Here is a 24,423-nt window from a genome sequence, read left to right on the forward strand (position 1 = left end):
CAATCAATCATTTCCGGATTTTAGCGCACAATCAATAATTTGTGAAACAAGCGCTGATCCTGGCTGTAACCCGTCACCCAATACGTTCCTTTTCCCCAGGAGGATGTATCAAAACCGGTTTTCGATCCCGGCTGCAGGTGCTGGTCGATCAGTCTACCCACCGCATCGCTGACAACAATCCGGTCTGCAGAAACAGCACTTTCAATCGTCACATTACCGGAAGCCGGATTCGGATACAAGACTGCATCAGGTGTTTTGTTCAGTTCATTCAACGCCAGGTCTTGTCCTTTTAATGCAATCGCGTATTCTCCTTTTTGAAGGTTTGTGACGTTCAGCGTACCGGTTTTATCGTTCACATTCCCCATGTTTTTGGTATACGTCGGGTATTCGTACCAATCTACCGATCGGTTTGGACGATACAGTAAAATGATACTGTCTTCCGATCCGGTAATGAGCAAATGATCGAGGTAGGCAATGGAACCGCTGGTTTGTCCGCTGTAACGGAAAGTCGCGTTGCTGTTAAAACCGGCATCCCAGATTCCATCAATGCGCCAGTATCGTTGTGGGGAAATCAGGTAGCCCGAGGCCCAGTTCTGAACCGGATCCGGAGCTGCCCAGTTGTGTTCTACCACTACGAAAGCAGAATCCGTGATGTTCTGAATCTGCAGAATCATGTTCGAATGCCCCAGTGTTTTGCTTCCCGTGGTATTGAAGGTCGAATACGTTGCTGTTACTGCGTGGGAAATCAATTCGTCGCGGTTCAGATATCCGAGCGAAGGCTGAAAAGGAACGGTCACCGTTACCGTGTTGTTCATTCCCGAAGCGTGAATTTTCGTTTCGAAGGTGTTCCAGTTGTTATCGCGCAAGGTCAGCGTCACTGGAATCTGGTTTCCATAGTTCGTCCTTCCGACCAGTTTTTGTTTCAAATGTACAGTTACGTTGTATTGTCCTCCGCTTGGTGTCACCGTAAGCGAATCAATGGAAACATGCGGCCATCCTTCCTGGAAAATCCAGTCTGCGAAGAAGTTGTCGAGATTTACCCCGGTAATGGTGCTCAGGTCGTCGCGGTACTCGATAGCATCCATATCGGAAAATTGGTTCTGTTCCAGCAATTCAGCCAATCCATTGAAGAACAGGGAGTCTCCCAGATAAGCCCGCAGTGTATGAATCATGTCTGCTCCTTTGGTGTAAGTCGTCGTTCCGTAGGTATGTTCTTGTGGAACACCGGAAAGCGGCCAGTAACCACCGTCTTCGATATGGCAGGTTTGCAACAGGTTTTTGTGATTTCCTCTCACACTTGCTTCGTAATTGCTTCGGCCCGAGAATTCTTCGGTGAACACATATTCGCAGTAAACCGCGCTTCCTTCGTTGATCCACATGTCTTCGGCTGTGCGGCAAGTGACCAGGTCTCCCCACCAATGATGCGAAAGTTCGTGCGCCATCACGGACTGCCAGGACAGCCCTCCGTTTGCGGCAATTTTCGGGAAAGCAATATTCATGGCGTGTTCCATCGCTCCGGAAGTCATCGGAACAAGTACATAGCCCACTCTGTCCCAACGATACGGCCCGAATTTCCCTTCGAAAATATCAAAGGCATTTTCCAGGTTGACAAAGGAATTTTTCATGTTCGTAGTGTCCGACGCCAGGGCTGCCAGTTTCACCGGAACCGGGTTGCTTTGATAATCCGTAAAGGTATCGTTTACAAAAACGTAGTTCGCCACTGCTACCGAAACCAGGTAACTCGGAATGGTCTGATGGATCTTCCAATGGTCGATTTTGGATAAATCGGGCTGCACGGTGACAGACTGAAGTACGCCACCGCATGCTGCATTGTGGTTCGGAAGTGTATTTACAAAGAGGTCGTATGTGGAACGCGTAGTGAAATTATCGAAACACGGAAACCACGTTTTCCCATAATTGTGCGGAATATCGTCGAGTGAAACGCCTACATTGTAAGCATAGCTGCTATTGAAGTAAAACCCTCCGAACGTCGGATCCTGAACGGTTGTTCCGTGGTAAAACACCTCAATCGCGGTCGAATCACCGGCATTGTATGTGGTTCCCAGGTTTACTTTGAAACCGAGCGGAGCGGTCGCAAATGAAAGCAGGTTTCCGTTTGCATCGTGCACACTGTCTACCGCCGGCCCCATGAGATCGAGTTTGATTTCGGTGATATTGTTTACCAGCGGTTTGAAAATCACCTGCGCCTGTCCCTTCAGTACAAACGTGTTGAAATCGCGCAAATCCAGGTGGATGTTGTAATGCAGGATGGAAATGCTGTCGCTCCGTGTATCGTAAGGAAAAGACGTTTGTGCATTTGCCGTGCCGAACAAACAGCTCAAACAACAGATCAGAATCAATCGAAAACCAGACATAACAGGATGATTTATAGTTTTAAAACAGAGGCTAAAGATAGCCAGTAGACCATTCATTTGCAACGGAAAAAACACGGATTGCTTCTTTGGGTTTGCATTAACAGTTTGATAAGAAATTCTACCCCGCCGATTGCCTAGCTTCGCAGGAAAATAACGACTATGAAAACCATCTTCCTGCTCTTTTTAGTACTTACCGGAACGCTTCCCGTTTTTTCACAGGGGACGGAACGAATTATTGACAGCAAAAAAATAATTGTGGTTTCAGAGCGACACGACTCGCTGTTTTGCGATACCGATTTATTGAAATTCGAAGTCAGTGATTTTGTGTTTGACAGCTGTAATTTCTACGCCAATAAATTTTCAGTCACTTTCCGGGTTCACAACCAAACCAAACAAGCGCTGCATGTTCCACACGAGTACAAAAGCTGGTACGATAATTCTCAACTCAGAAGTTCGGGTTCAGATTCTCGTTTCATCCAACCGGGCGAACAGGCGGTCATTACCCTGAAGTGTATTCCATATCACAGACCGCGTATGACTTCGTACGGCGAGTTCCTCCTATATTTCAAAGGACAGGAATTTCGTTTCCCAATGGTGCTGAAATATGTGTCTGCACAAAAAAACTGCGGGCAGTCAAAAGCCCCCTCAGTCCCTGGTGAATAAAAACTCTTCCCCGCCCTGTTTGAGCAGCATCGTGTGTGCTTCCGGGTTAAATTCCAGGATGATTCCGGTTCCGGTAAACTGAAAACGGTCGTTGAAACACGACATTTAACACTGTCAACGGAATTTCGTTGTTGTTGTAGTTTGTTCCGTTGGAAATCATCAATCTCCAAACAATTTCATCTGTCCGCTGGTATCGGGAATGGCGAATAAATCGGTACTGAGCCGTGGAAAAGGCAAATCCGGAAGAAAACGTTTCCGGGCCAGCTGCACCTGCCGCTGAATGTTCAGCGCGTATACTCCTTCTCCTTTCATACGTGTTCCGAAACGGCTGTCACTGAGCTGTCCGCCATGCGTATCGCGGAGTTGATTCAATATTTTTTCGGCGCGATCCGGGTAGTTTTTGTTGACCCAATCCGTGAAGATCTCTCCGTTCGGACCGTTCAAACGCACGATCTGGTGGTGCATACTGAAAGCTCCGCGCTGTCCTGATTCTTTTGCAATCGAAAAGATTTCATCGTCGTTCAATGCCGGGATAATCGGAGCCATCATTACATTGACGGGAATTCCGTGACCGGTCAGCAGTTCAATAGCTTCCAGTTTCTTGCGGCTGCTTGCTGTGCGCGGTTCCAGCTTCCGGCGTAGTTCTTCTTTCAGGCTGGTGATGCTGATGTTTACCACTACCAGGTTTAATTTGGCCAGTTCCGAGAGAATGTCCAGATCCCTGGTAACGAGTGTATTTTTGGTAATAATCCCAACCGGATGCCGGTACTTCAGCATAATCTCCAGCAATTTCCGCGTGATTTGGTACTGACGCTCACAAGGCTGGTAACAATCTGTGTTCCCTGAAATCGAAATGGTCTGAACCTTCCACGATTTCTTCTTCAACGCTTCTTCCAGCAGTTCAGGTGCATTTTTCTTGACGAGAATGACGCGCTCGAAATCCGTTCCGGCACTGTACCCCCAATACTCGTGTGTAGGCCGGGCGTAACAATACGTACAGCCGTGTTCGCAACCCTGGTATGGATTCAGGGAATAATACATTCCCACATCGGGACTCGTAAGTTTATTGACAATGGTTTTCGGGTACACTTCGATGAATTTGGTCTTCAAATCGTCTTCCTCAGACGGATCAATATCATCAAAATCCTCTCCCTTTTCCTGCGCAAAGAAGCGGTTCCGGGGATTAATCTGCGCTCCGCGCCCGTTTTTATATGGTAAATTATCAGACATTGTTTCGTTGATTTGATCAGGTCTGACAAAATTAATGATTACTATTTAAATTAAAAAAGATTAATTTGTAATCAAACTGGTTTTTAGATAAAGATGAACTGGAGTGGTCGCTTGATTGACAAGCGGATCAAAAAGTGGTCAAAAATACTTTCCACACAAATTTATAAAATTGTGTGGAAAGTCCATTTCTAGTGCTGTCGGGCATTATTCACCAGCCGGCTCCCACAACTCAATTTTATTGCCTTCGATATCCAGGATGTGGATGAATTTTCCGTACTCGTACACCGCCAGTTCGTCGAGGATCGTTACTCCTTCTTTTTTCAATGCTTCGACCAATCCTTCGAGGTCTTCAACCCGGTAATTGATCATAAAATCCTTCGTGGAAGGTTCGAAATACTTGGTTGTTTCAGAAAAAGGACTCCACTGCGTCACCGCTTTTTTACTGGAATCATCTTCCGGCCACTCAAAGGTCACACCATAAGGCCCGGTGTCCAGTCCCAGGTGTTTTTTATACCATTCATTGACCTTTTCGGTATCTTTGCATTTGAAGAAAATTCCTCCTATTCCGGTTACTCGTTTCATTGCGGATTGTTTTAATTATTGGCCACTCAATACTACGGAAAAAAATTGAGGTGTGATGCTCTTCCGGGAATCAGGAAGCTGTTTATTATCTCTATCTTTGATAGGCAAAACCTCAGTATGTATCTACAAACCAAAGAAGAGATCAAACAACACCTGGGAAGTAAATCCCTTTTTAAGAAACTGCCTAAAACCGATCCTGTTTTAAAATATGCCAGAGGTGTTCAGGAACCGGCTTTCGATCAGCAATTACAACGATCAGAATCTACCCTTTCAATCGAGCGCTATCCGAATGGAATTCTTATCTCCGACCTAAAGAAAGAGTTTCGCATCGGGCTTCCCTTTTCCGATATCAAAAGCTTTGAAATCAACCGGGAAGAATCTGGTAATTATGAGTTGATTTTCAAGATGCGCAAACCCGCACTAATTGCGTTATCTTTCAAGAGAAAAGACCGGGTTCAAATCATTTCTTTTGTCAAATTACTTCCCCTGAAGGATGCAGAAGACCCCAGACCTCAAGAGGCCGCACATGAAGAAATCCTGAAATTGAAGGAGGCATTCGCTTCGGATTATTTCACAGACCGCACCTTTAACCAGGAACTGAAAAGCCTGGCAAAAAAGAATGTACCACTGGAGATTACAAAGCAGTACATTCAGCATGGCGATACTACGATCAGTACTTCTTCTGCTACAGGATATGCTTCTAGCATTGAAGAATTAACTACTCATGGTATTTCAAGGTTTGAATACCGTATTAACATCTATCATACGGGCGGGCATCATACGATCTCTTTTACCTCAGCTTCCATGTTCCTGAAGGAAGGAAAGTATACTCCTGTAATACATCAGATCGGGCTTGTATTGTTCGATGTAATCTCACGTCCGATCATAACGAAATGGTTCGACAAATTCGCAAAGGGCGAGAGTATCAACTACAAAGAATTTTCCGTTTCCCGTCAGGGAATTACCTTAAAGAGAAAAGAAGCCGAAATTTTGATCCACTGGGATGAAATCATTGCCCAGAATGTCGGTATGTTCCGCTGGCCTTACAGTAACACCGTATTCCAACAAATTGATGGTACGTATGACTATCGTGGAAACATGCTTCTTAACCTTATCAATTGGCTTCAAAGCGATCCGGAACGGCTCATATCGCTCATGGGGAGAAGTTATTCTGTTTTATGATTGTTTTTTTAGGACGGTGAATTTATCACTCCATCTTCCGAATGCAGTCCATAAGATTGTATTTTTTAACAAAAGAAAGATGAAAGCTTCATTCCATTCGAAGTCGGTTCTTCTTTTTTTCATAATTTCATGCTTCACTAAGCAATCTCATTTTGCAAACATCTTAAATATGAGCACTTCAACCAATTATTCGCTATCCATTTTTTTACTCATCATTTTTTGTATTGTCTATGATACAGGCATTTCTCAATCACGTGAAATGACTCCATCATCAACTATCGATATCCAGGATACAATGCTTGCTCCTGTCCAAAAAGGGGCGAAATGGGGATATATTAATATCAAAGGGAGATGGATTATCGGGGCCTATTTTGACAACGCATTATGTTTCAGTGAAGGATTAGCCCCGGTTAAAATGAAAAAAAAATGGGGGTTCATCGATAAACAGAATAAATTGCGAATTCCCTTCCAATATGATTCCTTAGCCATTTCTTTTTGTGAAGGACTTGCAGGCTTTTCAAGAGGTTCAAAGTGGGGTTTCGTGAACAAATCAGGGAAAGAAGTGATCCAACCTGTTTTTGATGAAGTCAAAGTTTTTAGCGAAGATTTATGTGCCGCCCGAAAAGGCAAACTTTGGGGGTTTATTGATCGCCAGGGAAAAGTTGTTATTGATTTCCGTTTTAAGAGTGCTTACACTTTCTGCTGTGGTATTGCGGTGGTTGAAGTGGCACTCGGAGAATACAAATTCATGGATAAGAAAGGTGAAATTCTAACGGATTATCAACCTTCAATCAAACTGTATGAAGGTTTAGCTAGAAAATCATTCCCCGATGGAAAAGTGGGATTTATTGATAGTGCGCATCAAACGATTATTCCTCCCATATTTGATGACACCCGACAGTTCCGTGAGGGATTGGCAGCAGCAAAACAAGCTGGGAAATGGGGATTTATAGACCAAAGCGGTCAATTTGTGATTCCTCCGGTTTATCATTCGGCATTAAGCTTTTCTGATAGTTTATCGGCTGTTTCTATTGAAAATGGAAAATGGAATTATATCAATCATCGGGGGGAGGTTGTTATCCAGGTAGATGCAGCACAGGCAGACTTTTTCAATGGTTCGATCAGTATGATCCGGTACGAAAAAAAAGCATGGAAACTGATTGACAAGCAAGGTCATCTTGTTTCTCCTTATGTATTTGATTTTTATGCACCCATCGTGTATGAATTTGTTCCCAAAAATGCCGGAATGGAATTATTAAGCCTTGAACTACTGTCTTGCGCGGATATGAAAAATGTACGTAAAGAACAAAAGGGGTATTATTGGGTAAGTCAAAATAAACTCTTTGGGCTGATTGATGAGAAAGGCAACTTGTTATTACCTTTCTCTCAACAGCATGTCACTTACTTCAATTAATCACTTGGTTTCTTTGGAATCACTTTCCTTATCCTTGTCTTTGTATGGGATAACAATTTTGGGAGCTTTGATGGATCCACCGGAAATTTTCATCTCAATCTGATTAAAGGTTGCATCCGGCATAATGACATGGCCACTACCAAAAGTAATCCCATCTGAACTAAACTTCATTCCATCTTTCTCATATGTGAATGGCGGTACGTTGATCGATCGAATGTTCAGTTGCGGCTGCATTTTGTCCGTTAAAGAAAAAGTCATCGAACTACTTTCTTTTTGATCCTTCGCTTTATAATTCCCATAATCCCCCTGGATAGTCATGGATATATTCGCTTCTCTGATCGTGTTCATCAACCCTGCAATAAACGCCGGAAGCAATCAGGCAAAAAAACGAATATATTCCCACATTCTGCGGATATAAAACAAAGACTGTCTAATATGGATTGCCGCGTTTTTTCGAAAACCAGGGTTTCCCGAATGCGTTATTTTTGTTAGAACAGAACAAACACTTACCTCAAAAATGACTTGGATAGCGCTCACCCCGGACGAACAAGAAACCATCTTCCAATCGGAGTCAACAACCGAAAAGCAAATTGCCGGAGACCTGAAAACGGTTGTCGACCGAATGATCGAAAACAAAGAAAAAGACCTGGCTGCTTCAGCACAACAACTCCTCTTTCTGATCAACGCGACCAATGGTTTTATCAAGATCGTTTGGTGGAACAACGAGGATTCGGAAGTTGTTGGAGAATGGGTATACGAAGTCCAGTTAAGCACTTATTGGGAGACGGAAGATGACGCTTTCAATTTTGACAAAACGTGCCGCTTTGCCTTGTTCGATTTCACCGAAGATCATATGATTTTAGAGGATGGCACGAATATATATGACATCTTCATGAAAACAGAACTCTCCGATATTGAAGAAGTATTGATCTAATGAACTTAAACGCAACAAACAATGGGATTATTTGGAGGATTATTTAAGAAGAAAGACGAACTGTTTGCAAACTCGGGAAAACTGAGTATGGAAGAGATCGAAGAAATCCAGTTGTCGTTAAAAGACAACATGGATAGCGAGACGTATCATTCTGTTTTCAACCGGGCATGCAGACTCATTCCGAAAAAACAGTATCTTGAAGCTATTGTGCTGTTTGAGTCCATCCGGGAGAATTCGACGGACGCATACGAGAAAGGAAGTTGTGAAAGCCAGATCGGGGCATGTCATTTTTTCCTGGGTGATTTTGAAAAAGCACTTGATTTTTACACGCAATCATTCCATTCGGGATACGATAAACGAGTGAATGACTACAATATCTGGGAAGCCTGTGAAAAACTGGTGACGATTGATGGCAACAAAGAAAAATGGCCTAATTATTACCTGGAACTGTTTCCGGACGGACAATATGCCGGAAAAGCAACAAAATATTTAGTACACTAATAAACTGATAACAACATGAAAAAAGTAATCGCAATGATGATGGTGCTGGGAAGCGTAGCATGCTCCAAAGCACAAACGATTGAATCCGGGAGCCACGGAACCATTGGGTATATTAAAAGCGACGGGACGATTGAAGACAGAAGTCATGGTACCGTGGGCTACATCAAAAGCAACGGAACGATCGAGGGCAGAAGTCACAACACGATCGGCTACATTCGAAACGACGGAACCATCGAAAACAGCAGTCATCGTACCGTGGGTTATGTAAAAGCAGACGGAACCGTTGAAAATTCCAGCCACGGAACCATTGGGTATATCAAAAACGATGGGACTGTTGAAAACAGCAGCCATGGAACCATAGGCTACGCCAGAGGAATTAAGAAAGAATGGGCTGCAGTAGCGTATTTCTTCTTTAAATTTTAAGAAACGCTCCGAAAAAACAAATCCGCAGGAATAGACGTTCTGCGGATTTTTAGTTTTATATACCTTCAATCGGAAATGAACTCCGGGTGTTTAATCTTCTCTGTTTTGTTCAATAACACTAACCATCTGCCGGTTAAACAAGCTTAAATCATCTCCCAACGCCGAAAAGAACTCAATATCTGCCTGTTCAATGGTCGTCAATGCTTGCTGGAGTACCTTCACGCCTCCATCCGTGAGTTTGATCACTTTGGCCCGCGTGTCGGTTGGGTGTTCCTGCCTGCTGATGAATTTCTTCTCTTCCAGCGTCCGAAGCACTTTGGAAACCATCATGCGGTCGGCATTTCCCTGGTTCGCAATGTCTACCTGCGTTACGTGATCATTTTCCCGCGAAAGCCAACCCAACGCCGCCAACAGGACAAACTGGGTTTGGGTCAGGTTGAGCGGATCCAGCACCTTTTTTTGTTTTCGCTGCCACAGGAGCGTCAATTGCCCCAGCAGGTAACCCGGACTATCATTCGGGGAACTGAACTTAAATTCTATTTTTTCTGCCATTTAGTGTTGAAGCATTTGTGTCGAAATTAAATCAAAATCGTGTTTGTTGATTTCAAAAAATCCAAAACGGAACGGATATCCCCAACTTTGTTTGTTTTGAATGAATTCCAATTCGTTGATTAATGGCAAAATAGAAACATCCCGGTGGTCGAAAAACGTCACATTTCGCCTGGAGGGACAAAAATCAGCTGTCATTTGAAACAAATACGTATCATCGCTCTTCACCTGCCCGATCGCGGTAAATTCCTGGCACTTATCCATTTTACCCATCGTTTGTTTTCCTGAATAATAGATCACGAAATCATCTTTCCGCATTCTTTTCAGCGGTCCGGCTTTTCCGTGACAGGCCTGGGCAAAACCTTCTGCAATTCCGGTCCTCACGTGGTCTTTTGATGCCACGATTACCCAATATTTCGTTTCCCGTTCAGCAGTCATGGCTTACTTTGTTTCCAAAAAAGTCAGTTTATACCCGTCGATGTCTTTCACGTGGAATGCTCTTCCAAAAGGTGTTTCGATAATCGGGCCAGCCGTGGTTACCCCATTCGCGATGAAGGTTTCTTTCAATTCGTCCACGTTTTCGCTTACGGCAAACCAAAGCGCTGCACCAACACCCAATTCCCTTCCTTCCAAAGGTTCCAGCGGTGTGCGGATTGCAAAGCTCGCCTCTCCCTGACCGTACTTAAAGACACAGGCCTGCGGGTTGGCATCCCCTATTTCAAAACCCAATTTCCGGGTATAAAAGTCTTTTGAAGCTTCTAAATCATTCACTTGTAGTGATGCAAATGTCAATTGTCTCATCTTGAAAAAATAATTGTTGTCGCAAATATAATATACTCGACAACAATTTGCAAAAATAATTTTTGGCTTCCCGTTTTTTGGATCGGAATGGGTTGGACTTTAGAAGATTCAAATTGTCTCATTCCTCATTCTTCTCCAAAGGGGGATACTTAATCTCAGCTTCGAACCGGGATTCCACACTCATTCTCGTTCTCATTTTCGCTCTGAAAACAAAAAAGCATTCATAAGAAATCCGGATAGAATGAGAAAGGGAAACAGAATGGCAAAAAACAAAAAAGCATCCAACTACCGCTGAATGCTTTTTTGTTTTGGTGGTCCCACACAGGCTCGAACTGTGGACCCACAGATTATGAGTCTGTTGCTCTAACCAACTGAGCTATAGGACCGGAGAAAGCATCGCTTTCGATTAAGTTAACAAACGACTGTGTAATTAGACTAAACACGATGTTAACGCCTGCAAATATAGTATTTCTATCCAATCCCAAATCGAAAAGCACAAGAAGAAGCCGAAATTTATCCGCGGATACTGCTTTTGGAAAGACCTTTCGACAAGGGTCTCAAACGAATAAACTGCATAAATAAAATTCCAAACAAAACAGTAGCACACAACAAATGAGACACTTGTACCAACCCCGGCATGTCTGCATACGCTAAGAGAACTCCACCTATCAATTCAATCGCCAATACCAGGAAGGCCCAGTAAACCGAACGTACTTTATCCGTTTTGTAGTTAAGAAATACCAGGAAAATCATCAGCCCCAAAACAGCCCAGGAGAAGGAGCGGTGAATAAAGAAAGCCCAGCCGAACTGACTCGTCCAGGATTCTCTTCCGAGTCCCTTCATGGTCAATTGGTCAATGTATTCGCGCACCTGCGTGCCCAGGAACATTTGGTATGCGGTAATAAGCAGGATTATTCCGATCAACCACTTCATGGCAACCGGCAGGTTCAACGTTTTCTGATTTGCAGGACTAATTCTGCGCAATAGCAGTAACTGCAGACAAACAACCAGTAAAGCGAGGAACATGTGTACCGTAATCGTCCACGGCACCAGGTTGGTCGCTACGACAATCGATCCGAACCAGCCATTGAGACCGATTGCAATGAGATTGAAGAAGGAAAGCCACACCAAACGCTTGTCTTTCCGGTATTTCCAGAATCCCCAAAGGAAAATGATCAAAACACCGTTTCCCGCCAGAAAACCAACCAGGCGGTTACCATATTCCGTCCAGGTTCGCTGTGCATTGAAAGGCTCTTCTTCGTAAGTTCTCGGATCGTTTTTGATTTTCTCAGCTGTTTCCTTCATACCGAGTGCTGTCAGGAATTTGGCGAATTTCTCGACCTTCTTCACACGTCTTTCTCCGTAAACTTTCCGGTAATCTTTTGGTAATTGCGCTTCAGATGTCGGCGGAACCCAGGTTCCGAAACATTTCGGCCAGTCGGGACATCCCATACCGCTTCCGGAGGTACGCACCACGCTTCCTGCAATAATCACCAGGAAGATGAATACCAATGTGATCCAGTTTAATCGTATAAAAGCTTTTGAAAACATAGTCGCTATTTATTGCCCAAAATTACCGATAAAAGCGTCTTGAATCCGATGACCTAAGTCATTTTTTTTGAAGTTCTTCCTTCGAGTGAGCAAACGAATTGCGAACTATCAAAATTTAGGACTTCAAGAATGAATAGCTCGTCCCAATATTGGGAAATTGGGAATTCCCAACATTAAAACCTCAAAGAAATCAATCAAAGTGATTCTGACAATCTCTAAAAACACCTTATCCCTCCATAAACACGCTCAAAATCAACCTGCTCCAAAATATTTAAGATTCCAACGATTAATGACCTCTGCTCACCCGAACCAACAATACGTCAAATGCAGTATTGCCCAACCCAACTTTCTCCCCTTCCTTTGTTCTACTAAATTGTTACGTCATGAAAAAGTTACTTTTATTATTCAGCCTCTTGTTAAGCACCACCATTTCACTTGCACAGCTGAATATTTCGACCAATTACCGGCAGGATGCTGTCTGGAACGATGAAAAATCCGAATGGGAGGTTTTGTCGACGGATGAAGACGGAACCTTATTCGAATTCAACAAGGAGCTAACGACCTTCCACCACACAACACCCGGCATTTCTTCCGATTACTTCATCACCAAGTATGAATACGACGATAAAGAAATCAAGTACACCATGACCGTGAAAAGCGATGCCGGAAACGAATACGAGATGATCATCGACGGAATCAACAACTGCGTTTGCTTCTTTTACTGGAGAGACAATCGCTATTATTTGGTTCGCCACACGATAAAAAATACCTGGATTAACGAAAAAGGTTAAGCCCTGACTACTGTCAAACCAGTTGAAAAGATTCTGATTACCTGAAAACAGCTCATCAAACTTCAGAATCTTTTCAACTAAAAAACCCGCACCTGATTCAAAAAACACCACAGGTTATTTTCTGAAAAACAACTCAAAATCCCGAATTATTGCTGTATCTTTCAGATATGAAGATCGGAATAATTGGGTTGGGATGGCTGGGACTACCACTCGCAAAATCACTATTGAACAAAGGGTTTCAAGTCATTGGAACAACACGGTCACGTTCGGTGAATTTAGCTCACGAGTGTTTTTCACATGTGATCTTCGATCCACAGCAAAAACGTTTCACGGATCATTCCTATTTCATGGATTCAGACGTCGTGGTAATGGCATTCACACCTTCCAAAACAGACGAAAAAGCATACGCCAAAGATTGTGTGCGGGTAGCTGATCTGCTCCCTTCTTCCTGCAAAGTGATTTTATTGAGTTCTTCGGGCGTTTATCCGAAGCGGGACGGGATTTTTACGGAAGATGACTATCCTCCGGGATCCATTAAGAACAACGCCATCGGGTATGCAGAATTAGCACTTAGTTCCATTCTACGCGAACGACTGACAATTGTCCGACTGGCTGGTTTGGTGGGGCCGCGCAGATATCCCGTAACATCCATGGCAAAATCAGGGAAAAGTTACCAGAGTCATGAACGCATCAACCTGATCCACCTGGAAGATGCTGTCAGATTGATCGAATTTGTGATAGAACACAAACTGTGGAATGAAACCATCAACGGCTGTTCGACCGGGCATCCACTCAAAGGACCTTTCTATACCGAAATGGCGCAAAAACTGGGAATCGAAGCCCCGGAATTTGAACACAAAATCCAGTCTGAAAGAATCATCTCCAACAAACATTCGCTTGATCTGGGCTACAAATACGTGTATCCCGACCCTTCCAATTACCCTATAGCTTAGTGATTTTGTAAGAACCGATGTTGATGATTTTCGTTTCCTTCGATAAAGCAGTCATGAGCATGTGCATTTCGGCCTTTCCTTCGGCATCGTAAGAAGTCATTTCCATCAACACCCCACCGGAAAATGCTTCTGACGGAACCTGCGACATCGGTGTTTTAGCCATGTTTGCAAAGATATTACTCACGTCAATTCCAGCTTCGCTGGTCACCCAAGCTTCGGTCTTCTTATCCGATTCGATGATGATTTCTTCGCATTTATAGCCTAAAATAGTCTTTGTACGGCCGGTTTTGGTCACTTTGGCAGCCGGTTTTTCCGAACCTTGATTTTGGTTCATCGCCTGCTGTTTCATGGCCATTTCCATCATTTTAGTCGACATCACAGTGGCTGTCTTGTCCTTGTTATTCAATAGAATCATCACCCCGTTTTTCGAGTCGATGATGGACGACATATCCTGATTCGCAGCTTCCATTTTGATCACCTGGTTACCAAAACTGTAGTGAATTTCCTGCGTTTCATTTGCTTTTTTCGGACTTTCAATACGATAAGTCACACTGCTTGAAAACGTGTACGAAGCCTGGTAATCACCTGAAGGTTCCACAGGAGATTCCGGTTGGGCAGCGCCCGCCCCCGGAGCCGGTGCAGGAGCACTTTCCGACTCTTTCAGCGAACGGTTCTTCTCTTGCTGCAAGTTTCCTCTTTCCTTGTTGTTGCGTGTCGTATTGAAATCCTGGGCATTTGCCTTTTCTTTGGCCGTATTCCCAATCGATTTGAGTAGTTCCTGGCCATAAGCACCCGTTACCGAATAACAGATCGCAGCAAAAAGTAGAAGAGCTTTCATAAGTTCGTTTTAATCAAATGTAATGAAAGACAAACAACTAATCGGTTCGATTTTGTGAATTTTCAATTTCAGTGAGTGAACTCCGTCCTTAATTGATTCCCAAAACTTCGAGTAGTTCCATTTTCTTGCTTCGCGATACGCCGATTTCTTCCTGGTTGGTCAAAATCACCGATCCACCTTCTCCGCGAATATACTTCACTACCTGGTTCAGATTCACCAAATGGGAATTGTGCAGGCGGAAAAAGAACGGAAAATCAATCAATTGTTTTTCAATTTCTTTCAGCGTTTTTGAGACCGTAATCTTGCGTTGCTGCAATACAATGGTTGTATAATTCCCATCGGATTCGCAACGGATAATCTGATCTACTTCAATGAGTTCCACACCATTCAGGGAAGAAATCGGAATTTTCGGCTTCAGACCCAATCCGCTTACTCCGGCAGGTTGTTTCCCTTCGGCACGTTTCTTTTTCACACGCTGAACGCTTTCTACCAGGTCTTCCGCATCAATCGGTTTGACCAAATAATGAACCGCTCCCTGCTTGAATCCTTCCAAAGCATACTCGTCGTATGCAGTCGTGAAAACTACATCTGCGTCTTTGTAAGTCAATACATTCAACAATTCAAAGCCATTCATTTTAGGCATTGAAATATCAAGAAACAGTAAATCCGGTTCTTCGGTATTGATGACTTCAACCGCATCAATCGGGTTTTGTAATTCGGCAATAACCTCCACATCCGGGCAAAATTTCCGGATCAAAATAGCAGTAGTTTCTAAACTATGCCTTTCGTCATCTACAATAATTGCACGTAACTTCATAATCTAGTTTGGTGTTTCAAAGTACAAGGTAACTAAAGTTCCGATTGCTTTTCCATTTTCGTCAATTAAATCTTCGATTTCGAACTCATTTTGGCGCTTGGTGCGCAGGGTTAACGAACGAAGACGGTCTTTGGTAATCTGTAATCCCACACTTCCCTCCTTCAGGGAACGCTTGCGGTTGTTCTCTTTGGCTTTTTCCCTCCCGATTCCGTTATCCTGAACCATCACATACAATCCGCTCTGCTGTTTCTGGAACGAAACCCGGATTCTTCCGCCATCCTCGGTTCTGGGCATCAAGCCGTGCCAGATCGCGTTTTCAATAAACGGCTGAATGATCATCGGCGGAATCTGGCAGTCGAGCACTTCCTGACCGTCAATCTGGAGATCAAAGTCAAAATCCTGATCAAAACGCAGGCGTTCAAACTCCAGGTAGAGCTTCAGCGACTGAATTTCATCGTAAACCGTGATCATATCCTGGCGCGAATAATTCAGGATCATCCGGAGCAGTTTGGAGAATTTCGCTATGTAATCTGCCGCGCTGTCGACTTCGTTTTTCAGGATAAACAATCGAATGGAATTGAGACTATTGAACAGGAAATGCGGGTTCATCTGTGCACGAAGCGCACGCGATTCCAATTCGTTGATCTGAAGACTGAATTCCGATTTCATCTGCTCCGTACTTTGAATACGCCGGATACGGGAACGCATGTAGTACCAGATTCCGAAGGCAACAATGACGGAAGAAAGCGTCATGAACCACCAGCGGAGCCAGAACGGTTTCGTGATTTTGAACGAATACGAAATAATCCGCGATTCATCGCCTTCTACCACCTGCACCTGGAATACATACTTTCCACCCGGAAGATTGTGATACAAGGCTTCATTCTTCTGGTTTCCGTTGATCCAGTTGGAATTTAATCCAAGCATCCGGTAGCTCACAATATTGTTTTCCGCATTCGAGAAATCTTTGACCCCGAACTCAAAAACGAGGTTGTTCTCAAAATAGGCATATCTGAACTTATTCGTAGAAAAACGCCCGATTCCATTCATTTCCTTGATCTGGAGAATATACGGCATGGCCACTTTTCGAACGGGGAGTTTACTTGAAACCGCACTTACAACATATGAATTCCGCTGTAAAAAGTAGATCGAATCTGGTGTGATATTGATCCCGAACACATCACTGATTCCGTTCCGCTTTTCCAGGCTGCGTACTTTCCGCAACGTTGTATTCACAATGGCTACGCAGGAAGGATTCAGTACCCAAAGGCGTTTTGATTTGTCCAAAATCAACTGATTCACCTCATCATTCTGCAAGCCGTTAAACGACGTGTATTCATTCTCCAGTGCCTTGCTTTTCAAATCGTAACTCCAAACACCACTTGCCCGCGTCCCGATCCACAGTTTCTGCTGATCTTCTACCGCCAGGCAAATAATCTGATCCGTGTTTTCATGATTAAACAGGTTCTCGCGGTCCACTTTCCCCGAACGAATGTTGTAACGGTACAACTGCTCGTTTTCAGAAAAATAAACCCGTTCCCCCACCTGAATCATCGCCAGCGGAAAATACTCCCGCGTTTCATCCGATTTGGTTTCACTGGAAATTTCATAAATCCGTTCCGAAGAAAAATCGTTCAAACGAATCCGGAGCAAACTGGCATCCAGCGTTCCCACAAACAAGAGCGAATCTCCGACCAGCAACGAATTCTGAAAACGATGGTCGATCGACCGGTGATCCGAATGGATCATTTTGCGCATCGTCCGGTAATCGCGGTCTACGAACATTACTCCGTTGGCTCCCACCACCAGCATGTTCCCGTTTTTCAGGAAATAAAAGCATTTCGCATCCGTCAATCCATCCAGACGAATCTGCTCCGGGCCGTTTCCGAGAATCCTCCGGAGCACCGGCGTTCCGCTTCCCAAAAGCTGGTAGGCTCGCTTTCCATCCACGGAATATTTCACGTTCCGCAGCTGCAGATTCGAGGTCATTTTCGCACCATAAATCAGGGATTCATCGTGAACAAACAACCCGGCATTGGAACTGGCAATCACCAGCTGTGAACCGAATTTCGTGATCCGGAACGGCATCACTGCGCTTCGCTCCGATTCTTCGTACCGTACATATTCTTTCTTACTGGTATCAAAAAGCAAAATCTCTTTGTTCAAAAGACAGAGATACAAATAGCGTTCATCCCGCCATTCGATCGATGAAATCGTCTGGTATTTCAACTCATCAATGGAAATCGGGAACACGCGAAACACCCCCTGGTTTTGGTTGAAATACAGCATGCCGCCCTTGCGCAATCCGATGAACAAATTTCCTTTATCGTCCTCGACAAGCGACGTCATTTCATTGCGGTAAAAAGACGTTTCAACAGGACTGATATCCGTTGTGCGGCTGAACTCATAGTGTTTCCATTTTTGCGTGTTTACGGAAAACCGGTACAAGCCTTCCGAAGATGTGATCCAAAGTTTCGCCGGGTCTGTTTTGTCGATCAGAATAGCACTCAGAACCGGGCTTTCTTTTTCGAGAGCCGGGAACGTGAAACTTTTCGTTTGTTTGGTTTTCGTGTCGAAAAGATAGAGTTTTCCTTCTGCGGAAGTGTACCAGATTTTGTGGTCCTGCACTGCCAGCGCGTTGATGCGGTTGCTGCCGAAAGAGCCGATCGTTCGTTTGCTGTAATTCCTCACCTCAAACGTTTCGGTATGAATAGCAACGAGTCCTTTGTTATAGGTAAACGCCCAGATTGTTTGGTTTTTATCGAAAACCAATCCCTGGATGTCGTTGGATGCAATGCTGGAAGAATCAACCGGATCGTGTTTGAAATGGATGAAACGCTGACCATCGAACCGCTCAATTCCCTTCGGAGTTGCCAGCCAGATAAACCCTTCCTGGTCATACGCCACGTCTCTGATTTCATTGGAGATCAACCCGTTCTCTTTCGAGTACTGGATCAACCCTCTTTGACCAAAAAGTGTTAAATGAATAACTGAAAAAAGCAACCAAATCCGAAAATTCATGTCACCAATTTCGAAACTAAATTTCATATAGCGTGAAACATGTGACATATTTTCTCCGTTAACATCTAAAATTAAACCTTTCACTCAATGAAAGATCAAATAGTTGGCACGTATGAAAAAAAATAGTGACTTTTAATTTCTCATTCTCCGGGTATGTTTAGAAACCTTACTCTGTTCCTATTGTTACTATTAGGCTTCTCCGCCCAGGCTTCTCATATTGTGGGAGGAGAAATTTACTATGACTACCTCGGAAACAACAATTACAAGTTCTACATTGCCATCTATCGCGACTGTGCTTCGAGTGGTGCGGCGTATGATTCTCCGCTTCCTCTAAGTGTTTTTACGGCCAACGGAACGCGGGTTTCGGATCACAACGTTCCCTTCCCGGGAAGTACCGTACTTCCGATTGTCTTTAACAATCCATGTATCACTGCTCCGACCGGAATTTGTACCGAAAGAGCCATCTATACCATCACTTTAAACCTGCCGCCGTCAGCCGTCGGTTACATTGTTTCTTACCAAAGATGCTGCCGCGGACCGAATGTAACAAACCTGATCAACCCGGACGATACCGGACTGACACTACAGGCCTTTATTCCACCGGCAGGAGGCAATCATTATATCAACAATTCGGCACGTTTTACGAATTATCCGCCATTGGTGATCTGTAACAACGAAGATTTGAATTTCGACCACAGTGCTACGGATGCCGACGGCGACAGCTTGTCGTATGAACTGGTAACTCCGAATGCAGGAGCAAGTTCCTTCAACCCGGCTCCGAACCCGATTCCTGCTCCTCCCTACCCTTTGGTAAATTGGGGCGGTAGTTTCAACCAGGCGATTCCACTTGGGCCGGGATCAACGACCACCATCGATCCGGTTACAGGACATTTATTCGTGGATGCCAATAACCTGGGATTGTACGTAGTCGGAATCCGCGTAAACGAATGGCGCGACGGGATCATTATCAATTCCGTCACCCGCGATTTCTTATTCCGCGTAGTCAACTGTAACGTGCAGCTTTCTGCCATCGTTACAGATCAGGAAAATACTCCGGGCTTCGTTTCCTATTGCAATGGACTGACGTTTACATTTGACAATCAAAGCTTCGGAGCCAGCAGTTATTACTGGGATTTCGGAGTTGCCGGAATTACAACAGACAACAGTACAGCGTTCGAACCGACTTACACGTTCCCGCAGCCGGGAACATACCACGTGATGCTTGTCGCCAATCCCGGATGGCCGTGTACCGATACCGCCTACATGGATTTGATCCTGGAAAATCCATTCCATGTGGATTTCACCTTCATCGATTCGACTTGTTTTATCGATAATACGCTGGATTTCCACGGACAAATCATCAACGGACCTGCCAGCACGCAATTCAGCTGGAATTTTGGCCCGAATGCCACTCCGCAGACAGCAACGACTCAAAATGTACTCAACGTGGAGTTCAGCTCCTCTCAAAATAATGTGGTGACACTGATCGGAACCTACAGCGTTTGCGCCGACACGATTACCAAACCGGTCTTCTTTTACGACAAACCGGTTCCTGAACTGGATTTCGCAACGAACCACGAATGTTCCGGCTACACGCAGACATTTACCAACAGTTCACAGGGATCAACCAGTTACTCCTGGGATTTCGGTGTTCCGGGAATCAATACGGATGTGAGTACGGCGGTTTCACCAACTTATACTTTCCCGTCAGCAGGGACTTACCCGATTACCCTGATTGCAACAAGCGGACCTGGCTGTTCCGATACGCTGGTTCAGAATATTACGATTTATGAGCCTTTGGAGGTTTCTTTCACACACAACGATTCGCTCTGTATCACAGACAACAGTTTCAATTTTGTGGGGAATGTAACCGGGCCTTCCATTACGACCTATTCCTGGAGTTTTGGTGCAAATGCCAATCCTCAGACTGCCACTACACTGAATGTGAACAATGTGGTGTATAATGCCTCCGGAACATTCCCTGTGACGCTTACAGCAAGTTTTTTAGGCTGTTCGAAAAGCGCTCATTCCAATGTGCTGGTCTTCTCCGTTCCTACCGTTGGATTTACGATCAGCGATGAATTGAAGTGCGAACCTTACCCGGCACAATTCATCAACCTGAGCTACCACGAAGGGCCGCTGCTCAGTTTCTGGGATTTCGGAGACGGCGGCACGAGTACGGAAACCAGTCCGTTGCATATCTACACCACTGCCGGGACTTATTCCGTGGAGCTGACCATCATTTCGACCTTCGGTTGTATCGATACCTTTACGCTGCTCCAACAGGATTTGATTACGATTCACCCGAAACCGACCTCGGGCTTCTCCATCGATAAAACGCAAACCGATATTTGTAATTCGGAAATCCAGTTCACGGATTTGTCGCAGGGAGCACTCAACATCACGTATTTCTTCGGGGAATTAAACGCCGGAAGCACAGATCCGAATCCGACGTACACGTATTTCACTGACGGCATGCACCGCCCGATGCAGATTGTGTTTAATCAATACGGCTGTAGCGACACCAGTTACCAATCCATCGCGATTGAACCGTTTACGGTCTATGTTCCGAATGCGTTCACGCCGGATGGAAACGAACACAACAATGACTTCTATCCGAAATTGGGGCTCACCCCGGTGGAATGGGATTTAAAGATTTACAACCGCTGGGGCGAATTGCTTTACCAGTCAAACGACTTTGAAGACCACTGGGACGGAACCTACAACGGAATTGCGTGCAAAGAAGACATTTACAGCTATGTGATCCGCTATACTTCCTGCGCGCCTTATGCCAATGCAGAGATCATTACAGGGCATGTTTCCTTATTGCGATGAAAATTACGAATTACGAATTACGAATTACGAATTACGAATTACGAATTACGAATTACGAATTACGAATTACTTGTTGGAAATCATAGGGAATCAGGCACTCGTAATTCGGAATTATTTCAAAAACTTCGTCTTCATCGTCCAGGCAACCAGGGTGGAGCGTTGTTTGGCCAATTCGGCTTTCTCCCCTTCGAAAAACTGGTCGACGGTTTCATGAAACAATTTCAGCCAGCGGTCAAAAGATGCTTCGTCTAAATCCAGGCTTGCGTGCTTGACCATCATGTTGGCACTATATCCCGCTTCGTCGAGTAAAATAAACGCCCAGAATTGCACCACGCGCGGCAGATGTTCTTCCAGGTTCAGATGAACAAAAAAGTGAGAGACCGTTTCATCTTTCAGAAGTTTTCCATAAAATGTTTCGATCAGTAATTCGATGTCTTTCTTTGATTCTATCTGCTTCATAGACTCAAAAGTAACTGACTTCGAACAATTATTTTCTGATAAAAATCACTTTTCGTGTTTACCTTTTTCATTTTTCGACATTATACACTGGAACTCTAAAGATTAAACTTATGAAAGGGAAGTTACCCATCGCTATCTGCTTGTTCATTTTTTCGCTGCATTGCTCCGCGCAAACGGCTCATGAACAACAGGAAGTGGAGAAAGCGGTTCCTGCAGGCAAGCACTGCACAGAGATTCCAGGTTCGTTTTCCCACGAGACCATTTCCAACTCCAAAGCACTGAAAGCCCTCCAATCGAAAAAGATCACCCGGGTTGAACTCATTTATACGCGGTATAAGGAAGATGAACATTTCGATCAAAACCAGCTGAATGAAGACCGCATGCACCGCCTGAAACAACTCCTGCCGCGCTTGAAGACGGATAATCCTCACATTGTGTGGATTGAACAAACCGGGGCCAAAACACGTGCAGAAGCTCAGCAGTATTTTCACGGTTTCCGGATTTATACAGATGATGTACTTCAGGCTCCGATGGCTTTCAAACGGATCGAACAAGCTGATCCTTCCAATCCTTTCTCCATGTTTGATGTGGACAATGCAAAAGGCGGCACGTTTACGCACCCGAGCGGCAGTACGATTCATATTCCGGCGTATGCTGTAACGGATCAAAATGGAAAACCGGTTGCCGGGATGTACATTTTCAGTTACCGCGAATACCGAAATGCTGCAGAAATGGCTTTTTCAGGAATCCCGATGGAATACAAGGACAAAACCGGCTCCTACCTGTTCAATTCGGCCGGAATGTATGAAATCCGCGGAACACAAAACGGAAATACACTCAAACTTGCCAAAGAGGTAACGGTTGATTTCAACTGCACCAGGAACGAAGAAGGAATCAATTTTTATCAATTGGATGATGAAACCGGAATCTGGACTGTTTTGAGACACGATTTACTTCCCCGAAAGAAAATGACTCCGGAGCCGGACACACCCCTTGCAACCTCGCAAAGCGTACAAGCACAGGTAAAAAGAGATGAACCCAAACTTAGTTATGTCAAGTCCATTCCATATGCCATCGTGACTTTAGACAATGAAACCCGCGAAGCTTACCGCAGCCTGGCGAGAAAAGAACCACAGAAAATCTCGGAAAGTGTTGCACAGGACCTGACTAAGGAGTACCGCTTAAAGGTCAACCCGGAATACGTGGAAGCGCTCGTTCAACTCATCTGGCAGGAATACGATGTCATTTATAACAATCAAGGTGTTTTAATAGATCCGGAAAATGCTGACAGCCGAATGATCGAAGGAAGCGACAAAGGACATCAATATCCGAACCTGGTACGCGGATTAAACTCCGACAAATTTGGTGTTTACAACTGTGATCAAATCTACCGCTTAGCCAATCAAACGGAAGTTTCACCGAAATACCTGAATGCGGCAACGAAAAAAACCATCAAAGATGCCGATATCCTCTGCCTGATCGATAAAGATGTCAATGCGTCATTCAGCTTTGATCCGAAGCGTTTTACCTGCAATTCCAAAGGAAAAAATATCTTCCTGCTCTTTACAACGGAGGGCGAAATTTATGTCCTGCAAAGCGAACAGGATCCCAAACTCGATCTGTCGAAAAAAACGCCTGTATTCCTGATGGAAAATATAACTGATCAAATTAAAACATCGGATGATTTAAAACATTACCTCTCGATCTAAATCAAAACCCAAAATCAGAGAGAGGAGGCATTCGTGAATAGCGGATGCCTTTTTCGTTTCCAGGATTCTATTTCGTTGATTTTCAACATGAATTTGGAAAACCAATTGAAATTTTCTAATTTGAGCACACATTATTCACTTAAAACCATTACTCATGAAAAAAGCAATGTACCTGCCTATAGCAGTAGCAGGCCTGTTTCTGGGAGCTATCGTATTCAATGCCTGCCAGAAAGAAACAAAAGAAACCCTTATTTCACGCACGGAAGAAGCCGGTAAAAAGAAACCGCAGGCAAACACCAAAACCTGTGTCCACCCGATTTTCTATGACAAACTGGTCGATACCCACTGCAGTGACGGTCATCCGTGTACCATTTCCATGATTCCGACCAAAAACAGGAACCGGGTCAACTGGCGGGTGGGAACACAATGCAGCAGCAGCCAGAATTATACCTATACTTCGTATTACACACTCTACAAATATGCCGGTCCTGCTACCACAAGCGGTTTCAGCTTATACAACCGGATCGCGACTTTTAACTGTACAAATCCGTATATGTGGTACGCCAGTTCACTTCTAACGAACAGTTCTACGTTCATCCTCATCGTGAGTGATTTGTCTACAGCGCTTCCCACTTCAATTCACGAACAGATTTCAACCGGTTACCTGTATGATACCGGAGGTTATTTCCTGTCGACTTACAACTATTACTCCGATTCCTGGAAGTTCGTTACCGGAACGAGTGCAGGAACAGTCAACTGCATCAACAAAGAACCGATTGATCTTTAAACGCTCCT

General features: G+C 44.4%; 24 protein-coding genes and 1 tRNA gene. 11 read left to right on the plus strand and 14 right to left on the minus strand.

The annotated features are described in order from the left end of the window. Positions 1 to 20 precede the first annotated feature (20 nt). Complete coding sequence (locus tag ABDV94_RS05250; RefSeq protein WP_343605396.1) at positions 21 to 2,375, minus strand: M1 family aminopeptidase; 2,355 nt, start codon at positions 2,373 to 2,375, stop codon at positions 21 to 23. A gap of 159 nt (positions 2,376 to 2,534) precedes the next feature. Here ABDV94_RS05250 and ABDV94_RS05255 point away from each other — a divergent pair, with 159 nt between their 5' ends. Continuing rightward, a complete protein-coding gene (locus ABDV94_RS05255; RefSeq protein ID WP_343605398.1) occupies positions 2,535 to 3,038 on the plus strand; it encodes a hypothetical protein in 504 nt (167 codons plus the stop codon). Here ABDV94_RS05255 and ABDV94_RS05260 read toward each other — a convergent pair. The 3 genes from ABDV94_RS05260 to ABDV94_RS05270 all read right to left on the minus strand — a co-directional run bounded on the left by ABDV94_RS05260 (position 3,021) and on the right by ABDV94_RS05270 (position 4,850). After that, the gene (locus ABDV94_RS05260) at positions 3,021 to 3,143 is read right to left on the minus strand and encodes a hypothetical protein (RefSeq protein ID WP_343605400.1); all 123 of its coding nucleotides are present in this window, start codon (positions 3,141 to 3,143) and stop codon (positions 3,021 to 3,023) included. The two genes, ABDV94_RS05255 and ABDV94_RS05260, sit on opposite strands and share 18 nt — an antisense overlap. Before the next feature lie 54 nt (positions 3,144 to 3,197). Next, complete coding sequence (locus ABDV94_RS05265; RefSeq protein ID WP_343605402.1) at positions 3,198 to 4,268, minus strand: PA0069 family radical SAM protein; 1,071 nt, start codon at positions 4,266 to 4,268, stop codon at positions 3,198 to 3,200. A 204-nt stretch (positions 4,269 to 4,472) separates the two neighbouring features. Next, positions 4,473 to 4,850, minus strand: a complete 378-nt coding sequence (locus ABDV94_RS05270) for a VOC family protein (protein WP_343605404.1) — start codon at positions 4,848 to 4,850, stop codon at positions 4,473 to 4,475. A gap of 117 nt (positions 4,851 to 4,967) precedes the next feature. On the opposite strand from ABDV94_RS05270, the gene ABDV94_RS05275 reads away from it, so the two are divergent. Continuing rightward, a complete protein-coding gene (locus ABDV94_RS05275; RefSeq protein WP_343605406.1) occupies positions 4,968 to 6,032 on the plus strand; it encodes a hypothetical protein in 1,065 nt (354 codons plus the stop codon). A 169-nt stretch (positions 6,033 to 6,201) separates the two neighbouring features. Next, positions 6,202 to 7,446 (plus strand): WG repeat-containing protein, encoded by a 1,245-nt coding sequence (locus tag ABDV94_RS05280; RefSeq protein WP_343605408.1) that lies wholly within the window; start codon positions 6,202 to 6,204, stop codon positions 7,444 to 7,446. Here ABDV94_RS05280 and ABDV94_RS05285 read toward each other — a convergent pair whose 3' ends face one another. Beyond that, on the minus strand, positions 7,447 to 7,794 hold the full coding sequence (locus ABDV94_RS05285) for a hypothetical protein (protein ID WP_343605410.1): 348 nt from the start codon (positions 7,792 to 7,794) through the stop codon (positions 7,447 to 7,449). Positions 7,795 to 7,963: 169 nt separating this feature from the next. Here ABDV94_RS05285 and ABDV94_RS05290 point away from each other — a divergent pair, with 169 nt between their 5' ends. The 3 genes from ABDV94_RS05290 to ABDV94_RS05300 are packed head-to-tail and all read left to right on the plus strand — an operon-like array spanning position 7,964 to position 9,304. Continuing rightward, positions 7,964 to 8,380 carry a hypothetical protein gene (locus tag ABDV94_RS05290; RefSeq protein ID WP_343605412.1) on the plus strand — a complete coding sequence of 139 codons (417 nt, stop codon included), beginning with the start codon at positions 7,964 to 7,966 and terminating at the stop codon, positions 8,378 to 8,380. 21 nt (positions 8,381 to 8,401) lie between these two features. Then, entirely contained in the window at positions 8,402 to 8,881 is a 480-nt protein-coding gene (locus tag ABDV94_RS05295) for a tetratricopeptide repeat protein (protein ID WP_343605414.1), read from the plus strand. A gap of 15 nt (positions 8,882 to 8,896) precedes the next feature. Continuing rightward, positions 8,897 to 9,304 carry a 5-fold beta-flower protein gene (locus ABDV94_RS05300; RefSeq protein WP_343605416.1) on the plus strand — a complete coding sequence of 136 codons (408 nt, stop codon included), beginning with the start codon at positions 8,897 to 8,899 and terminating at the stop codon, positions 9,302 to 9,304. A gap of 90 nt (positions 9,305 to 9,394) precedes the next feature. Here the strand turns inward: ABDV94_RS05300 and ABDV94_RS05305 are convergent, their stop codons facing one another. The 5 genes from ABDV94_RS05305 to ABDV94_RS05325 all read right to left on the minus strand — a co-directional run bounded on the left by ABDV94_RS05305 (position 9,395) and on the right by ABDV94_RS05325 (position 12,205). Continuing rightward, positions 9,395 to 9,856, minus strand: coding sequence for a MarR family transcriptional regulator (locus ABDV94_RS05305; RefSeq protein ID WP_343605418.1), 462 nt, complete (start codon positions 9,854 to 9,856; stop codon positions 9,395 to 9,397). Further along, positions 9,857 to 10,291 (minus strand): EVE domain-containing protein, encoded by a 435-nt coding sequence (locus ABDV94_RS05310; RefSeq protein ID WP_343605420.1) that lies wholly within the window; start codon positions 10,289 to 10,291, stop codon positions 9,857 to 9,859. Between the two features lie 3 nt (positions 10,292 to 10,294). Beyond that, on the minus strand, positions 10,295 to 10,654 hold the full coding sequence (locus ABDV94_RS05315; protein WP_343605422.1) for a VOC family protein: 360 nt from the start codon (positions 10,652 to 10,654) through the stop codon (positions 10,295 to 10,297). Between the two features lie 309 nt (positions 10,655 to 10,963). Further along, positions 10,964 to 11,040: transfer RNA gene (locus ABDV94_RS05320), tRNA-Ile, on the minus strand. Positions 11,041 to 11,167: 127 nt separating this feature from the next. Beyond that, positions 11,168 to 12,205, minus strand: coding sequence for a COX15/CtaA family protein (locus ABDV94_RS05325; protein ID WP_343605423.1), 1,038 nt, complete (start codon positions 12,203 to 12,205; stop codon positions 11,168 to 11,170). Positions 12,206 to 12,588: 383 nt separating this feature from the next. On the opposite strand from ABDV94_RS05325, the gene ABDV94_RS05330 reads away from it, so the two are divergent. Together ABDV94_RS05330 and ABDV94_RS05335 are read left to right on the plus strand one after the other, a co-directional pair. Further along, positions 12,589 to 12,996, plus strand: a complete 408-nt coding sequence (locus tag ABDV94_RS05330) for a hypothetical protein (protein ID WP_343605424.1) — start codon at positions 12,589 to 12,591, stop codon at positions 12,994 to 12,996. Positions 12,997 to 13,163: 167 nt separating this feature from the next. Further along, positions 13,164 to 13,949, plus strand: a complete 786-nt coding sequence (locus ABDV94_RS05335; protein WP_343605425.1) for an NAD(P)-binding domain-containing protein — start codon at positions 13,164 to 13,166, stop codon at positions 13,947 to 13,949. On the opposite strand, the gene ABDV94_RS05340 is transcribed toward ABDV94_RS05335, so the two are convergent. The 3 genes from ABDV94_RS05340 to ABDV94_RS05350 all read right to left on the minus strand — a co-directional run bounded on the left by ABDV94_RS05340 (position 13,939) and on the right by ABDV94_RS05350 (position 18,625). Then, entirely contained in the window at positions 13,939 to 14,787 is an 849-nt protein-coding gene (locus ABDV94_RS05340; RefSeq protein ID WP_343605427.1) for a DUF4412 domain-containing protein, read from the minus strand. The two genes, ABDV94_RS05335 and ABDV94_RS05340, sit on opposite strands and share 11 nt — an antisense overlap. Positions 14,788 to 14,875: 88 nt before the next feature. Continuing rightward, a complete protein-coding gene (locus ABDV94_RS05345) occupies positions 14,876 to 15,604 on the minus strand; it encodes a LytTR family DNA-binding domain-containing protein (protein WP_343605429.1) in 729 nt (242 codons plus the stop codon). Positions 15,605 to 15,607: 3 nt separating this feature from the next. Beyond that, positions 15,608 to 18,625: a histidine kinase gene (locus ABDV94_RS05350; RefSeq protein ID WP_343605431.1), complete on the minus strand. Its 3,018-nt coding sequence runs from the start codon at positions 18,623 to 18,625 to the stop codon at positions 15,608 to 15,610. 153 nt (positions 18,626 to 18,778) lie between these two features. On the opposite strand from ABDV94_RS05350, the gene ABDV94_RS05355 reads away from it, so the two are divergent. Beyond that, complete coding sequence (locus ABDV94_RS05355; RefSeq protein ID WP_343605433.1) at positions 18,779 to 21,460, plus strand: PKD domain-containing protein; 2,682 nt, start codon at positions 18,779 to 18,781, stop codon at positions 21,458 to 21,460. Positions 21,461 to 21,571: 111 nt separating this feature from the next. On the opposite strand, the gene ABDV94_RS05360 is transcribed toward ABDV94_RS05355, so the two are convergent. After that, positions 21,572 to 21,919, minus strand: a complete 348-nt coding sequence (locus ABDV94_RS05360; RefSeq protein WP_343605435.1) for a group III truncated hemoglobin — start codon at positions 21,917 to 21,919, stop codon at positions 21,572 to 21,574. Between the two features lie 110 nt (positions 21,920 to 22,029). Here ABDV94_RS05360 and ABDV94_RS05365 point away from each other — a divergent pair, with 110 nt between their 5' ends. Together ABDV94_RS05365 and ABDV94_RS05370 are read left to right on the plus strand one after the other, a co-directional pair. Beyond that, on the plus strand, positions 22,030 to 23,628 hold the full coding sequence (locus ABDV94_RS05365) for a hypothetical protein (RefSeq protein ID WP_343605437.1): 1,599 nt from the start codon (positions 22,030 to 22,032) through the stop codon (positions 23,626 to 23,628). A 154-nt stretch (positions 23,629 to 23,782) separates the two neighbouring features. Then, entirely contained in the window at positions 23,783 to 24,415 is a 633-nt protein-coding gene (locus tag ABDV94_RS05370; RefSeq protein WP_343605439.1) for a hypothetical protein, read from the plus strand. Positions 24,416 to 24,423 lie beyond the last annotated feature (8 nt).

The organism is Fluviicola sp. (assembly GCF_039596355.1).
Classification (GTDB): Bacteria; Bacteroidota; Bacteroidia; order Flavobacteriales_D; family Crocinitomicaceae; genus Fluviicola.

What these genes read in the sequence shown, in the direction of transcription:
- ABDV94_RS05250 (WP_343605396.1), bottom strand. Translation starts at nt 2,375, where the DNA reads ATGTCTGGTTTTCGATTGATTCTGATCTGTTGTTTGAGCTGTTTGTTC.
- ABDV94_RS05255 (WP_343605398.1), top strand. Translation starts at nt 2,535, where the DNA reads ATGAAAACCATCTTCCTGCTCTTTTTAGTACTTACCGGAACGCTTCCC.
- ABDV94_RS05260 (WP_343605400.1), bottom strand. Translation starts at nt 3,143, where the DNA reads ATGTCGTGTTTCAACGACCGTTTTCAGTTTACCGGAACCGGAATCATC.
- ABDV94_RS05265 (WP_343605402.1), bottom strand. Translation starts at nt 4,268, where the DNA reads ATGTCTGATAATTTACCATATAAAAACGGGCGCGGAGCGCAGATTAAT.
- ABDV94_RS05270 (WP_343605404.1), bottom strand. Translation starts at nt 4,850, where the DNA reads ATGAAACGAGTAACCGGAATAGGAGGAATTTTCTTCAAATGCAAAGAT.
- ABDV94_RS05275 (WP_343605406.1), top strand. Translation starts at nt 4,968, where the DNA reads ATGTATCTACAAACCAAAGAAGAGATCAAACAACACCTGGGAAGTAAA.
- ABDV94_RS05280 (WP_343605408.1), top strand. Translation starts at nt 6,202, where the DNA reads ATGAGCACTTCAACCAATTATTCGCTATCCATTTTTTTACTCATCATT.
- ABDV94_RS05285 (WP_343605410.1), bottom strand. Translation starts at nt 7,794, where the DNA reads ATGAACACGATCAGAGAAGCGAATATATCCATGACTATCCAGGGGGAT.
- ABDV94_RS05290 (WP_343605412.1), top strand. Translation starts at nt 7,964, where the DNA reads ATGACTTGGATAGCGCTCACCCCGGACGAACAAGAAACCATCTTCCAA.
- ABDV94_RS05295 (WP_343605414.1), top strand. Translation starts at nt 8,402, where the DNA reads ATGGGATTATTTGGAGGATTATTTAAGAAGAAAGACGAACTGTTTGCA.
- ABDV94_RS05300 (WP_343605416.1), top strand. Translation starts at nt 8,897, where the DNA reads ATGAAAAAAGTAATCGCAATGATGATGGTGCTGGGAAGCGTAGCATGC.
- ABDV94_RS05305 (WP_343605418.1), bottom strand. Translation starts at nt 9,856, where the DNA reads ATGGCAGAAAAAATAGAATTTAAGTTCAGTTCCCCGAATGATAGTCCG.
- ABDV94_RS05310 (WP_343605420.1), bottom strand. Translation starts at nt 10,291, where the DNA reads ATGACTGCTGAACGGGAAACGAAATATTGGGTAATCGTGGCATCAAAA.
- ABDV94_RS05315 (WP_343605422.1), bottom strand. Translation starts at nt 10,654, where the DNA reads ATGAGACAATTGACATTTGCATCACTACAAGTGAATGATTTAGAAGCT.
- ABDV94_RS05325 (WP_343605423.1), bottom strand. Translation starts at nt 12,205, where the DNA reads ATGTTTTCAAAAGCTTTTATACGATTAAACTGGATCACATTGGTATTC.
- ABDV94_RS05330 (WP_343605424.1), top strand. Translation starts at nt 12,589, where the DNA reads ATGAAAAAGTTACTTTTATTATTCAGCCTCTTGTTAAGCACCACCATT.
- ABDV94_RS05335 (WP_343605425.1), top strand. Translation starts at nt 13,164, where the DNA reads ATGAAGATCGGAATAATTGGGTTGGGATGGCTGGGACTACCACTCGCA.
- ABDV94_RS05340 (WP_343605427.1), bottom strand. Translation starts at nt 14,787, where the DNA reads ATGAAAGCTCTTCTACTTTTTGCTGCGATCTGTTATTCGGTAACGGGT.
- ABDV94_RS05345 (WP_343605429.1), bottom strand. Translation starts at nt 15,604, where the DNA reads ATGAAGTTACGTGCAATTATTGTAGATGACGAAAGGCATAGTTTAGAA.
- ABDV94_RS05350 (WP_343605431.1), bottom strand. Translation starts at nt 18,625, where the DNA reads ATGAATTTTCGGATTTGGTTGCTTTTTTCAGTTATTCATTTAACACTT.
- ABDV94_RS05355 (WP_343605433.1), top strand. Translation starts at nt 18,779, where the DNA reads ATGTTTAGAAACCTTACTCTGTTCCTATTGTTACTATTAGGCTTCTCC.
- ABDV94_RS05360 (WP_343605435.1), bottom strand. Translation starts at nt 21,919, where the DNA reads ATGAAGCAGATAGAATCAAAGAAAGACATCGAATTACTGATCGAAACA.
- ABDV94_RS05365 (WP_343605437.1), top strand. Translation starts at nt 22,030, where the DNA reads ATGAAAGGGAAGTTACCCATCGCTATCTGCTTGTTCATTTTTTCGCTG.
- ABDV94_RS05370 (WP_343605439.1), top strand. Translation starts at nt 23,783, where the DNA reads ATGAAAAAAGCAATGTACCTGCCTATAGCAGTAGCAGGCCTGTTTCTG.